This window comes from Photobacterium sanctipauli, from assembly GCF_003026495.1.
In the GTDB taxonomy this organism is placed as follows: Bacteria; Pseudomonadota; Gammaproteobacteria; order Enterobacterales; family Vibrionaceae; genus Photobacterium; species Photobacterium sanctipauli.
The window spans coordinates 30,754-45,236 of sequence record NZ_PYMA01000005.1 but is presented as its reverse complement, the minus strand read 5'-3'; the positions used below and the strand labels follow the sequence as shown (position 1 = coordinate 45,236).

General features: G+C 44.8%; 14 protein-coding genes and 1 riboswitch. Of the genes, 8 read left to right on the top strand and 6 right to left on the bottom strand.

Features of this window, described 5'->3' with window-relative positions; all coding sequences use genetic code 11:
• Positions 1–168: 168 nt before the first annotated feature.
• Entirely contained in the window at positions 169–1,059 is an 891-nt protein-coding gene (locus C9I98_RS10060) for a LysR substrate-binding domain-containing protein (protein WP_036816431.1), read from the top strand.
• 19 nt (positions 1,060–1,078) lie between these two features.
• On the opposite strand, the gene C9I98_RS10055 is transcribed toward C9I98_RS10060, so the two are convergent.
• The 3 genes from C9I98_RS10055 to glgC form a co-directional block, all read right to left on the bottom strand.
• On the bottom strand, positions 1,079–2,092 hold the full coding sequence (locus tag C9I98_RS10055; protein ID WP_107271933.1) for an adenosine deaminase: 1,014 nt from the start codon (positions 2,090–2,092) through the stop codon (positions 1,079–1,081).
• A 108-nt stretch (positions 2,093–2,200) separates the two neighbouring features.
• A riboswitch (purine riboswitch) is annotated at positions 2,201–2,300 on the bottom strand.
• Between the two features lie 200 nt (positions 2,301–2,500).
• Positions 2,501–4,036, bottom strand: coding sequence for a glycogen synthase GlgA (gene glgA, locus C9I98_RS10050; protein WP_036827810.1), 1,536 nt, complete (start codon positions 4,034–4,036; stop codon positions 2,501–2,503).
• Positions 4,026–5,243 (bottom strand): glucose-1-phosphate adenylyltransferase, encoded by a 1,218-nt coding sequence (gene glgC / locus C9I98_RS10045; RefSeq protein ID WP_036827813.1) that lies wholly within the window; start codon positions 5,241–5,243, stop codon positions 4,026–4,028. The genes glgA and glgC overlap by 11 nt, the downstream gene beginning before the upstream one ends.
• Before the next feature lie 365 nt (positions 5,244–5,608).
• On the opposite strand from glgC, the gene C9I98_RS10040 reads away from it, so the two are divergent.
• Complete coding sequence (locus C9I98_RS10040; RefSeq protein WP_107271932.1) at positions 5,609–6,988, top strand: alpha-amylase family glycosyl hydrolase; 1,380 nt, start codon at positions 5,609–5,611, stop codon at positions 6,986–6,988.
• Between the two features lie 121 nt (positions 6,989–7,109).
• Here the strand turns inward: C9I98_RS10040 and C9I98_RS10035 are convergent, their stop codons facing one another.
• Positions 7,110–7,388 (bottom strand): PepSY domain-containing protein, encoded by a 279-nt coding sequence (locus C9I98_RS10035; protein ID WP_081878899.1) that lies wholly within the window; start codon positions 7,386–7,388, stop codon positions 7,110–7,112.
• A gap of 265 nt (positions 7,389–7,653) precedes the next feature.
• Here C9I98_RS10035 and C9I98_RS10030 point away from each other — a divergent pair, with 265 nt between their 5' ends.
• Positions 7,654–9,045 (top strand): class II fumarate hydratase, encoded by a 1,392-nt coding sequence (locus C9I98_RS10030; RefSeq protein WP_036820147.1) that lies wholly within the window; start codon positions 7,654–7,656, stop codon positions 9,043–9,045.
• 84 nt (positions 9,046–9,129) lie between these two features.
• Here the strand turns inward: C9I98_RS10030 and C9I98_RS10025 are convergent, their stop codons facing one another.
• Positions 9,130–9,978 carry an EAL domain-containing protein gene (locus tag C9I98_RS10025; RefSeq protein WP_051902087.1) on the bottom strand — a complete coding sequence of 283 codons (849 nt, stop codon included), beginning with the start codon at positions 9,976–9,978 and terminating at the stop codon, positions 9,130–9,132.
• A 258-nt stretch (positions 9,979–10,236) separates the two neighbouring features.
• Here C9I98_RS10025 and C9I98_RS10020 point away from each other — a divergent pair, with 258 nt between their 5' ends.
• The 4 genes from C9I98_RS10020 to C9I98_RS10005 all read left to right on the top strand — a co-directional run bounded on the left by C9I98_RS10020 (position 10,237) and on the right by C9I98_RS10005 (position 13,133).
• Positions 10,237–10,941 (top strand): HAD family hydrolase, encoded by a 705-nt coding sequence (locus C9I98_RS10020; protein WP_036820152.1) that lies wholly within the window; start codon positions 10,237–10,239, stop codon positions 10,939–10,941.
• A 194-nt stretch (positions 10,942–11,135) separates the two neighbouring features.
• Positions 11,136–11,678, top strand: coding sequence for a cytochrome b (locus C9I98_RS10015; protein ID WP_036820155.1), 543 nt, complete (start codon positions 11,136–11,138; stop codon positions 11,676–11,678).
• Positions 11,675–12,244 (top strand): YceI family protein, encoded by a 570-nt coding sequence (locus tag C9I98_RS10010; RefSeq protein ID WP_036820157.1) that lies wholly within the window; start codon positions 11,675–11,677, stop codon positions 12,242–12,244. Before C9I98_RS10015 ends, C9I98_RS10010 begins: the two co-directional genes overlap by 4 nt.
• A 157-nt stretch (positions 12,245–12,401) precedes the next feature.
• Entirely contained in the window at positions 12,402–13,133 is a 732-nt protein-coding gene (locus C9I98_RS10005) for a DUF2076 domain-containing protein (protein ID WP_036827889.1), read from the top strand.
• A gap of 150 nt (positions 13,134–13,283) precedes the next feature.
• Here the strand turns inward: C9I98_RS10005 and C9I98_RS10000 are convergent, their stop codons facing one another.
• A complete protein-coding gene (locus C9I98_RS10000) occupies positions 13,284–13,727 on the bottom strand; it encodes an Lrp/AsnC family transcriptional regulator (RefSeq protein WP_036827892.1) in 444 nt (147 codons plus the stop codon).
• 107 nt (positions 13,728–13,834) lie between these two features.
• On the opposite strand from C9I98_RS10000, the gene C9I98_RS09995 reads away from it, so the two are divergent.
• On the top strand, positions 13,835–14,422 hold the full coding sequence (locus C9I98_RS09995; RefSeq protein ID WP_107271931.1) for a LysE family translocator: 588 nt from the start codon (positions 13,835–13,837) through the stop codon (positions 14,420–14,422).
• Positions 14,423–14,483 lie beyond the last annotated feature (61 nt).

Here is a 14,483-nt window from a genome sequence, read left to right as displayed (position 1 = left end):
GGTAAAATTAACCTCAGCCCAGAGAATAAAAAACCACCAAAACAACATAAATAATCATAGAGCCATTATAAGCAGCTTTAAGTTGATAAATGAATCGATAAAACGGCATACTAGCCATGAGGTTTTCTCATACCCCGAAATTGGAAGTCGAGCAAAGGAAGTGTAGAAATGATGGCTAACACACCGACCATCAAAGAGCTGAATGCTTTTTTGGTTACCGCTAAAACCTTAAACTTCACCCAAGCAGCACAAGCGTTGAATATCACCCAAGGAGCCGTTAGCCGGCAGATAATTGCACTGGAAAACCGTTTAAACGTGACACTATTCAGCCGCCACGCCAGAGGTTTAGCATTAACAGAAAAAGGCCATCAGTTTTTGCCTTTGGTCGAGAAAGCCTTAAATCAGCTGCAGCACGCTGTGGCAGCCGTCACCTCTGACAAGCAAAAAATCACCCTTAAGGCACCAAGCTGTATAACACCTTGGTTATTACCAAAGCTCATGACATTCCAACAACGGTTTCCGGATATCGACGTTGAGCTAACATCCGCGATTAATCACAATGTCGACTTCTCTACCGAAGCATTTAGTGCTGCTATCTGCTACCAGTCTCCAACAAACTCTAAGCGCTTGAATAGCCAATTACTTTTTGAAGAAGTACTGGCGCCGATGTGCGCCCCCCATTTATTGGGAGAACACACGACGCCACTGACTATTGAGCAACTCAGCCAATTCACCTGGCTTCATGCCACCCCGAACAAAAGTGATTGGCAGCTATGGTTGCAACAACACCATAGTGAGCAGGTGTCAGCCACCAACAACCAACACTTTGCGACTTTAGATCTCGCGGTTAGTGCGTCCATCCAAGGCTTCGGTATTGCAGTGGGTGATATCACACTCGCTGAGCAAGATATCCTCAGTGGCAGGCTGGTGTTACCCCTGCCTTCAACAGTTGCATCGGGCAAGGGGTACTACTTACTGTGTCCTCATGAGAACATGACTGACTCAATGACGCGCCTGTTTGAGTGGCTTAACCGCGACAGTGATCCGAGCGCTTCATAGCCATACACTGGCCCTCAGATTAACCCACCAAACAGCGGCTCATGTAACTATTCACTTGCCGCGTTAGTGCTTCCTTGCGAGCCGAATCAATAAAGCTGGCTTCAATGGCGTTAAGGGTAAACTGAGCTAACTGCGCGGGTGTTAATGGGTGTGCATTGGCCACAGCAACAAAATTGTCTGTCATATACCCACCAAAATAGGCAGGGTCATCAGAGTTGATAGTAACGCACAGCCCTGCCTCCAGTAGTTCGACAATATTATGCTGACGCATTGTATCGAACACCTTCAACTTGATGTTGGATAATGGACAAACTGTCAGCGGCATACGGCTTTCAGCTAACTGCTGCACCAATGCTTTGTCCTCAACACACCGGACGCCATGGTCGATGCGACTGACGCCAAGCAGTTCGATCGTATCGTGAATATTTTGTGCCGGCCCTTCTTCCCCTGCATGGGAAACGGTAAGGAAGCCTGCTTCTTTGGCAGCCCGAAAAACACGTGCAAACTTTTCAGGTGGGTGACCAAGCTCAGATGAATCCAATCCAACAGCGATAATCTTGTCTTTGTACGGCATGGCAAGGGCTAAGGTCTTAAATGCGTCGTCTTCATCCAAGTGGCGCAAAAAGCACATGATCAGCTGGCTAGTTATCCCAAGTTGCGTGTTCGCTTGTTCCAAAGCGCGGGTGATGCCACCGATAACAGTATCAAACGCAATGCCACGCTCAGTGTGTGTTTGAGGGTCAAAGAAGATTTCTGTATGTAGAACGTTATCCTGCTTGCAGCGCAATAAGTACGCCCAAGTTAAATCGAAAAAGTCCTGCTCAGTGATCAGTACATTCGCCCCTTGGTAGTAGATATCTAAGAAAGATTGGAGATTATGAAATTGATAAGCATCTCGTACGGCTTGAGGTGACGCGAATGGAATCACAATATTATTACGCTCAGCCAGTTCAAACATTAGCTCTGGCTCTAATGTCCCCTCAATATGCAGATGGAGTTCAACCTTTGGTAACCCTTGAATAAATTCATTCATTGCTAGCCCTTATTATATTTTTATCCACGCCGTATCAGTACTTGTATGGATTGTGATGTATTAAGGTGCTTTTCTGTCGCGTCGAAAAATGACATACAAAGAGAAAAGCACACGTGCTTAACTCTTCGTAATCAGAATTTAACGGATTCTGGTAGAGACCCCCATACCATATTAATGGGGTTATACGAAGGCGCTTGCTAGAACACTCGGAATAGATTGCTACAAAACAATGCAACCCAACAATACAATCTAGCAAACGTTTGCGTCATGTTCGCATAGCAAAGCCTGATAATCAACCACCGCCACTCCCCTCCTCAGCAGTCAAATTTTCAACCGTGCAGAATCTAATACGAAAAAACCCTCCGAAGAGGGTTTTAGATTAGACGTTAACTCGACATAACACTGATGTTATTGAGTATCAGCTTCAAGCTTTTTTTCGGCTTCCACCTTCTCAATTACACTTGGCTCATCACCCGAGTACATACGAAGGTACTGCTCTGCCGCTTCTTTCCACTCAAACTTACATGCCATCGCATTTTGCTGAAGGCGCTTAAATTCTTGTGGCTGCTGACAGTAAACCAACAAGCTACGCTGCAATTTAATTAGCAATGCCTCCGGGGTCGGTGCATCGAAAATAAAGCCGGTTGCCACTTGCGGCGTATCGTCATAGTCGATAACGGTATCTTTCAATCCGCCAACGCCACGCACAATAGGCAAAGTACCATAGGCTAAGCTGTAAAGCTGGTTCAAACCACATGGTTCAAACTGCGACGGCATCATGAAGAAATCTGAGCCGGCTTCAACACAGTGAGCAAGCGGGTTATCGTACGCTTCAATAAACGCAAACTGGTCCGGAAATTCTGCACTAACCTGACGCAGTTCATCAGCAAGTTTTGGATCACCACTACCAACAATGACAACTTGGACTTGGTTGCGCAAGAAATCACGCAGAATAGGTAATAGGTACTGTACCCCTTTCTGCTCTGTCAGGCGGCAAACCATACCGTAGACCGGCACATCCACCACTGGCAGTTCAACACGTTGTTGAAGATCACGCTTACAAGCTTTCTTGCCACGCGCCAAGCTCACTTTATTCGCTTTAAAGTGCTGCTTAATGTACGGGTCCGTTTCAGGGTTCCAATCACCATAGTCGCAGCCATTCACAATGCCATACAGATCATCAGCTCGATGCTGGAAATCTTCCGACATGCCATGTGAACCCAAGTGAGTCAGTAGTTCCGACGCATAGTTCGGGCTTACTGCATTCACTTTATCGGCAAAGGCAACACCTGCTTTTAACATGCTGACTTGTGATGGGTTCATCTCGACTTGCAGATAGCGACGCTGGATCAACTCGGGGATCAAGCTGAACTGATCGTAGTTGTACTCACCTTTGAACACCGCATTATGAATAGTAATGACGCTCTTTGCCTTGGCAAAGAATTCATTATCCGCATAACGTGTGCGTAGTAAGAATGGGACTAATCCAGCATGCCAGTCATTACAGTGAATAATGTCTGGCTGGAAGCCCACTTTTTCGCACAGGTCAAGCGAGGCAGCACTGAAGAAAGCGAAACGTTCACCATTATCTGGATAGGCTTCATTGTTTTCTGCGTACAACTCATCACGGTCAAAATACTGCGGGGCATCAATACCGTATACAGGGACGCCTGCAGTGTGTAGTTGCTTAACCTTATACGCAACAGGTGCTGGCTGTGTTTCAACATGCAGCTCTGTTTCTGCCAAGACCTCAGCTTGCTCTCCCTGAGCAACCTTTCGGTATAGTGGCATCGCTACACGCACATCATGACCCAACGCGATTAACGCAGCAGGTAAAGATTTAGCGACATCAGCCAAGCCGCCGGTTTTGACTAAACCTTCGACCTCTGAAGAGACAAATAAGATCTTCAGTGGCTTGGGTGAAGACTTTTTCCTAGTAGCCAATTTTTGCTCCTTTCGGTATCACGACAATTCCTTCGTCTGATACATGGTATTTCTTCTTATCTTCTTCCAAGTTCTCGCCAATCACTGTACCAGGGGCAATTTGAACGTTTTTATCAATGATTGCTTTGCGAATAGAACAGTTAGCGCCAATTTTCACATCACCCAAGATCACCGATTCGCTAATAGTTGTACCGGTATCAACGTTTGTGCGGAAACCAAGCACTGAACGGTGGACTTTAGCGCCACGAATATAACTACCCGCAGAGATCATGCAGTTGTTGGTATCAACCTTGTGCTCATCGCTATCGAGTACCGTTGCAGGCGGTAGTGGTGGGTAGTATGTATGAAGCTGCCACTGGCGGTTGTATAGAGAGAAGGGGGCATCTTCTGACAATAGGTCCATGTGGGCCTGCCAGTAAGATTCAATTGTACCTACATCGCGCCAGTAACCCGCGGTTTTTTCACCTGGGATTACGTTCTTCGTAAAGTCATAAACAAATACTTTACCCTGTGGGAAAAGCTTAGGAATAATGTCTTTACCAAAGTCGTGGCTAGACTCTTCGTTTACCGCATCTTCTTCAAGTTCTTTGCTTAGCACGTCAGTTTCGAAGATGTAGTTACCCATAGAGACTAGCGCATGCTCTGGATCACCTGGGATAGATTTCGGATTCTCTGGCTTCTCTTCGAAGCCTACCATGCACCCGTTTTCGTCTACTTCAATTACACCAAATGCACTTGCTTCGCTTAGCGGCATTCTCAGTGCAGAAACAGTCAGGTCGGCTTTTTTCTCTAGGTGGAAATCAAGCATCTGCTTAACGTCCATTTTGTAGATGTGATCACTACCAAAAATACACACTTGATCCGGTTCTTCTAACTGGATGAAACGTAAATTCTGATAAATCGCATCAGCCGTGCCATCATACCATCGCTTACCCATTCGCATCTGCGCAGGGATTGGGTCAATAAATCGACCTGTAATTCCCGACACATTCCAGCCTTTTTTCATGTGAACGTATAACGACTGCGACTTGAACTGAGTCAGAACATAAATCTTCATCAGATCAGCATTAAGGAAATTGTTTAATGCGAAGTCAATCAGGCGGTAACTTCCACCAAATGGCACTGCAGGCTTAGTACGAGTATCAGTTAAAGGGCGTAGACGCGACCCTTCTCCACCAGCCAAAATCATTCCTAAAACACCAGCCATGGTGTACCTCCTTGTTAGTAAGCAATTAATCACATATATAACACATAATCATACCCGATGAGAATGGCTGTGCAGTGAAATTTGTTTATTATTCTACATATATCTAATTTTTTTACAGGGCAGCATCCTGCTGACCCCGATCACACTTAGTGTGAAAAAATACAATAACATTTTAACCTTTATTCACAAGGTAAAATTAACATCTGAAATTTTATATTTATTTCATATTTGTAGAATATCCTGTTTTTACTGGTTTTTTTAACCTACTCCCCCTTTCCTCCTCCCCTATTTTCACTATAAGGTGATGAATACTTTTTCAGTATGTGCCAGTAAAATTCAATGAGTTCATTTGAAAGGCAGAGATAATGACCAACAGCGTGACTAATTCAGCCCCAGCAAAAGCAACTAATGTTATTTTGCATGCTTTCGATTGGCCCTATCAGCGCGTGGCAAAACACGCGCAAGAAATCGCCAACGCTGGCTACAAGACCGTTCTTGTATCTCCTCCAATGAAGTCTCACAAATCACAGCAAGGGACGAAATGGTGGCAGCGCTATCAACCTCAAGATTACCGAATTATCGATAACCAACTAGGTAACACCCTTGATTTCAAAGCGATGACAACTGCATTAAAAAAGCATGATATCGATATTTATGTCGATGTTGTCTTCAACCACATGGCTAACGAAGCGTACTTACGAAGTGATCTCAATTATCCTTCAGCAGACATCCAAGCAGAATACTGCAGCTCAAAGCAATATTTTGAAGAACTAAGATTATTTGGTGATTTATCCTCACCCCTGTTTACAGAATATGATTTTGTAAATGCATTTCCGATCAAGGATTGGAACGATCCGTGGCAAGTTCAGCATGGCCGTATCAGTGGTGGACAGGATGATCCGGGGCTACCGACACTAAAATGCAATGAAAATGTAGTAAAACAACAACAGAAATACCTCATTGCGCTGAAGCAACTAGGTGTGAAGGGGTTTCGAATTGATGCGGCTAAGCACCTTACCTTAGAACACATCCAGCAAGTTTGGAATGACGAAATCAGTGAAGGTGTCCACATTTTTGGCGAAATCATCACTAATGGTGGGGCGAGTAAAGAAGAATATAATCTATTCCTCGAACCATACCTCAAAGATACAAACCTGGGCGCTTACGACTTCCCATTGTTCCACTCCATTTTCAACACAATGGAAAAAGATGCGCCAATGACCGACTTAGTCAACCCCTACTCGGTTGGCGAGGCGCTTGCCTATGACCGCGCCATCACTTTTGCGATAACCCATGATATCCCGAACAATGATGTGTTCCTTGATCAGGTCATGTCAGAAGAGAGCGAAATGCTGGCGTATAGCTACATCCTTGGCCGCGATGGTGGTGTGCCGCTCATTTACAGCGATCTTGACACTAGTGGTATCAACAACCAATTAGGTGCTCCCCGTTGGTTGGATGATTGGAGCCACCCTACCCTTGTACGAATGATTCAATTTCATAATACCTTCCACTGCACTTCAATGAAGGTGCTGGAAGTTGGGGAAAATCACTTAATGTTTAAACGCGGCGAACATGGCATTGTCGCGCTTAACAAAGGCAGCGAGCCGATTAGCCTAACGTTGCCAGGAGGGAAATATAAAGAGGCATTAGAACTCAATGGGGTTAACATTACTTATCATGGTGATACAGGCCGCCTAACCCTTGCTCCTACATCTTGTGCCATGCTGTACCAGATAAGCTGACAAGTAAGTTAGATTAATCATACGCACGACCATTAAAAAGGGCTATCTCTGATTGGCAGAAATAGCCCTTAACTCAATTCTAAACAGCTTTTTCTCAACATCACTGAACCGTGATTATTTCTTAATCACGTTCGATATCAATTATTTTCCCGCTGAATAAATCAAGCTCAATCTCGACTCGGTGGCCGTCGGCATTTCTGGCTTCCACCTCGATTTCGTGATCTTCACGCTCAACTTTAATTTTTCTAAAGTCATGGTAACCCTGACTTTGAAGTAATTTTAGCGCCTTGGGGACTGTCAATTCAGGGGCGATATTTCGCTCTACAGGATCGGCAAATGTAGGCACGGTGATTATTGCAGTCATAATTCCTGCAAGAAAATATCTTAACTTCATTTTCATAATTTCACCTACATTGTGTTTCTTATCGTTATCATACCAGAGAGTTATGTAATGTCTTTCGAAACATACCTATATGCCGTGAAATGCATCACATTATTGCTTTCAATTTCCTCCCTCCTAATGACTGTAGTGAGCACTTAATTAGAAAGGTGAATTAAAAGTTAGAATTCGCTGTTCAACGACAAAAACCCTCAGGTCATTGAACGATTGGTATAAGCTATAGATAAGTAATCAAGATGCATATTCGTGACTGAGTGGTGACCCCATGACGAAAGAGTACCGAATTGAAACTGACAGCATGGGCGATGTCCATGTTCCTAAAAATGCACTGTACCAAGCCCAAACCCAGCGGGCCATCAACAACTTTCCGGTCAGCGGGATACCGATGCCGACTCGGTTCATTATGGCGCTGGCCTTTATCAAGCAAGCCGCTGCAAGAAGTAACCTTGAGCTCGGTTTGCTCGCCCACGATAAAGCCCATGCCATCATCGATAGTTGCCAGCTCATTATTGACGGTGAGCACCATGACCAGTTCCCTGTTGATATCTTTCAAACGGGCTCTGGTACTAGCTCCAATATGAACGCCAACGAGGTCATTGCGACCTTGGCTTCAAGCAGAGCCAATATTGAGGTCGGAGCCAATGACGACGTAAATATGGGCCAAAGTAGCAATGATGTTATTCCTACCGCCATTCAAGTCAGTGCCGCCCTCGCCTGCCATTTCCAACTTCTACCCGCCATTGATCACACAATTGGGGTAATAGAAAACAAAATTGAAGAAGTAGGCGACATCGTCAAAACGGGTCGTACCCACTTAATGGACGCGATGCCTATCACGCTACGACAAGAGCTGGAGAGTTGGAAAACACAACTAGAAAAAGCCAAGCACGGTATTTTGCAGTCTCTTGATAATGTCTGTGCACTTGCCCAAGGGGGCACTGCGGTTGGCACAGGTATCAATGCTGAACCCGAATTTGCTGCGATATTTGCCAATAACATCTCGGTATCCACAGAAGTAGAGTTTACCGTCAGCGATAACTTCTTCTATAACCTCGGTAGCCAAGATGGCATCGTCAGCCTCTCAGGCCAATTAAAAACCACGGCCGTGGCCATGATGAAAATAGCCAACGATTTGCGGTGGATGAATTCAGGCCCGCTTGCCGGGCTTGGTGACATCGAACTTGAAGCATTACAACCCGGCTCTTCAATAATGCCAGGTAAGGTCAACCCCGTTATCCCAGAATCCAGTGCCATGGTTGCCGCACAAGTGATCGGCAACGACGCGACCATCACGGTGGCTGGTCAATCAGGTAATTTTCAGCTCAATGTCATGCTCCCGGTTATTGGCTATAACCTACTTCAGAGCATCGAGTTGTTAGCTAATAGCCTAACCTTGCTGGCTGATAAAGCGATAGGATCGTTTACGGTAAGGGAAGACAACCTTCAGCAAGCTTTGGCTAAGAACCCAATTCTAGTCACGGCGCTTAACCCTATCATTGGGTACTTAAAGGCGGCTGCCGTTGCCAAAAAAGCCTACAAAGAAGGTAGAGATATTATTGATGTTGCCGAAGAAGAAACAGATCTGACACGCGACGAACTAGAACACCTTCTCAACCCATTAGCACTGACCCAGGGGGGGATTGCTGATAAGAAATAGGTGCCATCTATACAATCAAACATTCACTAGGACAATCAAATATTCACTAGGGCTCTTGGCTTTTTTGACAACCCTACAAGAAAGCTAAGAGCCAATGGTGGATTGTGCAGAATTGTATTCAGCTTTTGCCCAATTATCCGAGACATCACCGCGCACTATGGATGAAATATACCTCGGCCTTCCTACAAAATACCCTTGATAATAATCGGCACCCAGTTCATTCGCCACCTGCAAGCATGCCTGGCACTCAATCCCTTCAATCAACACTTTAGCCTTCAGATCTTTTGCCACAGATATCGCACGATGGATGGGTTGCTTATTCCCCCTCATATACATGACCAACAACGACCTATCGATTTTCATTACATCCGGTGCCACCAGCCGTGCTCTTTGCTCAGAGGAACCCTTAATGCCGTAGTCGTCCATGGCAATGTTCAAATTACACGATTTAAGCAATTCGGTACATTCAGCAAGTCGCTTAGGATCATGGTAAAAATGCTCTAATATTTCGACATAAACTTGCTGTGGCAAAATCCCCAGTTCTTGGAGCCTGGGTAACATCAATTTCCGTGTTAACGCCTGAGATTCCCCATCGACCATCGCCACAGGACACATATTGATAAACAAGTTGCTACGAGACAAAAAACGCGCAAAGTTTCGCAAATGAATTACTCTTGCAAGGCGGTCTAGATTTATCAAATGATGTGGCTGAGAGTGATATGAGCGAATTAAAGATGCGGTGTCAATTTTCTGCTCTTTTTCCGTATGCAAACGCAATAGCGCTTCATACGCAAACACATCACCCGAACTATCAAAAATAGGTTGATAGGCACTTTGAAGCACAAGCCCCTGATAGCTTGCGCAATTGGTATCATCATCTAGCTGAAATAACTGTTTTTCGAGCTCATCCCTTGCTCTTAAGATTTGGTTCACTACATGTCCATGTTAGGGTCGGAATCCGTATAACTTAATTATTAATTTCCATATGGCTAGACTGTCGTCATGACAATGAAGAACACTTCACAGTTTACACAATTTATTTTAGCAACACGTAAATCTCCCTCTCGGCACCTGCTAAAAGAAACATTCATGACTTATTAAAAAGTACACATTATTGAAAGCAGACTGTCACATGGCCAGCATAGGCTTCAATGGAATATTGATAGACAGTAAATGAGATAGGAACGCAGTTTGAGCAATACAACCACCCCAAGCAAAGCTAAGCCATTTCTTGCCATATTCGATTTAGATGAAACGCTCATTGCCGCCGACTCTGCAAGCTTGTGGAGTGCATTCTTAGTTGAGCGTGGTATTGCCAGTACAACTTTGCTTGAAGAAGAACAAGACTTCATGAAAGCCTATGCTAAAGGCGACATGGACATGAATAGCTACATGAAAGCGACACTCAAGCCAATGGTCGGCTTAGACAACGGCACCGTCACAAAGCTTGTTGATGCTTTCATTGAAGAGAAAATCAAACCCGCTATCTACCAAGATGCTATTGCCAGAATTGAATGGCATAAGAAGCGAGGTGACAAAGTTCTCGTCGTTTCAGCAACAGGCGAACACTTGGTCAAACCCATTGCAAGCATGTTGGGGGCTGACGATGCAATCGCAATTAATCTTGAGCAAATCAATGGTAGCTTTACAGGCAACACCGTAGGAGCACTAAGCTACCAACAAGGAAAGGTGACTAGAATGAAAACTTGGCTAGATGAGCAGGAAACACAGTTTCAAGGCAGCTACGGTTACAGTGACTCAATCAATGATCTTCCTTTGCTTAATGCTGTTGATCGCCCATTTGCTGTCAACCCAGACCCAACACTGGCAATGCATGCTCAAGTAAACGAATGGACTATTATGGATTGGCGACACGATAACAATATTCATCGCTAAGCCCTTTCACATCACTTATTTTATCGATACACGCCGACACATCCCTGTCGGCGTTTTCTTTTAGACACAGCAAGACATTTCTTAACCCGAAAAAGTTTATTCAAATTATTCGAAGTACATGTTCAACTTGCACACCTGTTGTTATCTGTCAGAAAAACTAGACTTATTCCTATCAACAACAGGCGAATATGCTCATGGACAAGCAAAAGAACACATACGACTGGTTATCTATCACCCTACATTGGCTAACGGCTGTAGCCGTCATTGGCTTATTTGCCGTAGGGCTTTGGATGGTCGACCTCAACTACTATTCACAATGGTACAAGCCTGTACCCCACTGGCATAAGTCAGTAGGCATTTGCTTGGCCATCGTTACTATTTTTCGTCTAGTCTGGAAACATATCTCGAAGCCACCTGCGATAGAAGGCGCCAAGTGGGAAATTGCAGCCGCAAAAGCCGCTCATGGCCTTATCTATCTACTGCTGATTGGTATTTTTGTTTCGGGCTACCTAATCTCAACTGCTGATGGACGAGCGATTGAAGTTTTTAATTGGTTTAGCGTTCCATCCGCAGGTGAATTGTTTCCTAATCAAGCTGATCTAGCCGGTGAAGTGCATTATTACCTTGCCTTTATCTTGATTGGATTGGCAGCACTACATGCCCTTGCGGCGTTAAAACACCACTTCATAAATAAAGACAACACATTGAAAAAAATGTTGGGAGTTAAGTCATCATGAAAAAGCATCTTATCGCACTAGGTATCGTGGCAGCAGCAAGCGTACCATCAATGGCCTCTGCGGCAGACTATGTCATCGATACGCAAGGCGCTCATGCTTCGATTAACTTTAAGATTAAGCACCTTGGCTACAGCTACATCAAAGGCCGTTTCAATACTTTCGATGGACAATTTAGCTATGACCCAATGAACGTGTCAGATTCTAAAGTCACAGTTAATGTAGATACTACTAGCCTTGACAGTAACCATGCAGAGCGTGATAAGCACATCCGTAGTGATGACTTCCTAGACGTGAAAAAATTCTCTACTGCGACCTTCACATCCAACAAAGTGGAAGCAAAAGGCAATGGCGAGATGGCAATTTACGGCGAGCTAAGCCTTCACGGCCAAACTAAGCCACTCGTTATCGATGCTAAGTTCATTGGCGAAGGTGAAGACCCATGGGGTGGTTACCGTGCGGGCTTCAGCGGTACGACGCGCATCGAGCTGGCTGACTTCGGCATTCAGGTAATGGGCGAATCAAGCTATGCTGACATTGAGCTACACGTTGAAGGTATTAAGCAATAATCACCTCTCAATTGGTTAAAAAAAATCCGGCAAACGCCGGATTTTTTTATTTCCTAACGTATAGTTACAGATTGTAATATGAACCATAAGCTAGGATGTCGGTCATAAAAAGCAAAGCACAAAAACGTGCCACAAACAATGTAGTGAGAAGTAAACGATGACTCCACAAGAAAAAGAACTGATTCAGAACGTTGCCAATAAACTTAAGCAAAGCCCGAGCAAGTCAAAAGACGCCGATGCCGAGCAGCTAATTAGCAACGAGATTGCTTCGCAGGATGATGCTATCTATAAGCTAACCCAAGCAGTGCTAGTACAAGAAATGGCACTGAAAGATATGAAGCAAAAAAACGAATACTTAGAAAAGTGTGTAGAGCACCACAAGTCTGAAGCTAACCGTGGCACGCTTAGCAAAATGATGGGTGGCAACCGCCCTGCTCCGCAACCACCACAACCAAGCCATCAACCAAGTGCCTTCGGCAGTTTCATGCAAACGGCAGCAAGTGTTGCTGTAGGTATGGTTGCAGGTAACATGATCAGTAATGCCCTGTTCGGTAACGATGATCCTGCTGCTGAAATGGCTGCAGCCGACACCGGCGCTGAAGATATGGCTGGTATGGACGAAGGTTTAGCTTCTGCTGAAGAAAGTTCTGGTGGCTTCCTGGATGACTCATCGGGTTTTGCTTCCGACTACACAGACAGCGCTGGCGGCTTCGGTAACGCCGGATTTGACGAAAGCGCCGGTGGATTCGGTACTGATGGCTTTGGCGATAGCGGTTTCGATGAAGGCCTAGCCAACAACGATATGGGCGATACAGGCTTTGGCAGCGACGACAGCTTCTTCGGTGGCGGTGATGACTTCGGCGGATTTGGCGACGACGGTGACGCTTAATCGCCTATATGAAGTATAGAGGCAAGTAACTGTATATCTCATAGTTACTCTTCCTGGCACGTACTAACAGCAAGGCACTAGCTTCGGTGCCTTGTTTATTTCAATCACGCGCAAATCACTGTTATACCAACGTAGATAAATCATTGATTCCTACACACGTTCATCCTTGGGCGTATCCATCACCACATGGGTCATTATCGAGTTCACTTGCGGGATCTCCCCCAACACATCGGCATGAAACTGCTTATAGGCGGCTAAACTGGCGGTTTCGACCCGCAATAAGTACTCGCTGGCACCTGTAATGTTATGGCACTCAACCACCTCTTTTACGTTTACAACACTTTCCTCAAATGCCACCTGTGACTGTTTACTATGATCACCTAACCCGATAGTGACATAGGCAATAAAGCCTATTCCTATTTTGTTTGGATCGAGTGTCGCACGATACCCTGTGATAACACCTGCTCGCTCCAGTTCTTGAACTCGGCGTAGTGTCGCAGAAGGCGATAAGCCAACCCGCTCAGCCAAATCAACATTCGACAAACGACCGTTGAGTTTTAGCTCATGCAATATTCTTTCGTCAAATCTATCCATAGCTTAAATTCATTGCAAAATTAGTCTGGTATTGAACAATATAAACACATTATTTCTCAAAGAATAACTTAATATGTTTGCATTGCTCTCGAACAAGACAAATAGACATGGATTATCAACAACTTGTTGCACTAACAACATTCGCCTTTGTAGCGACTGCCTCACCAGGCCCTAACAATATTATGCTAATGACCTCGGGCGCTAATGTCGGTTTCATGAAGACAGTCCCGCACATGCTAGGCGTAATGCTAGGATTTAGCTTTATGGTTATCATCGTTGGTATTGGGCTGACAGGTGTATTTCAAACCTACCCAATTATCCAGCAGGCTCTCGAAGTATTGTGCCTTGGGTATCTTTTCTATTTGGCCGCTAAAATTGCGTTGAGCAAACCACAACCCAACCATAAAACCAGCTATAAGCCAATGAGCTTTCTTGCCGCAGCCAGTTTTCAGTGGGTGAATCCAAAAGGTTGGACCATGGCACTTACCACTATCAGTGTATTCAACAGCAGCAACGACTGGCTTGGGGTCGTTATCATTTCAGCTATATTCGCACTGGTCACCATTCCAAGCGTGAGCTTTTGGACCGTTGCTGGTAAACAATTGCAGACTTTCCTTGAAAGCCCAACACGCATGAAATGGTTTAACTACTCAATGGCAGGTTTATTGGTATTGTCGGTAGTGCCGATGATGTAAAAAAGCCTTCTTCTCAATGAGAAGAAGGCTTTTTATCTACGATTGTCACGTCCTATAGTAC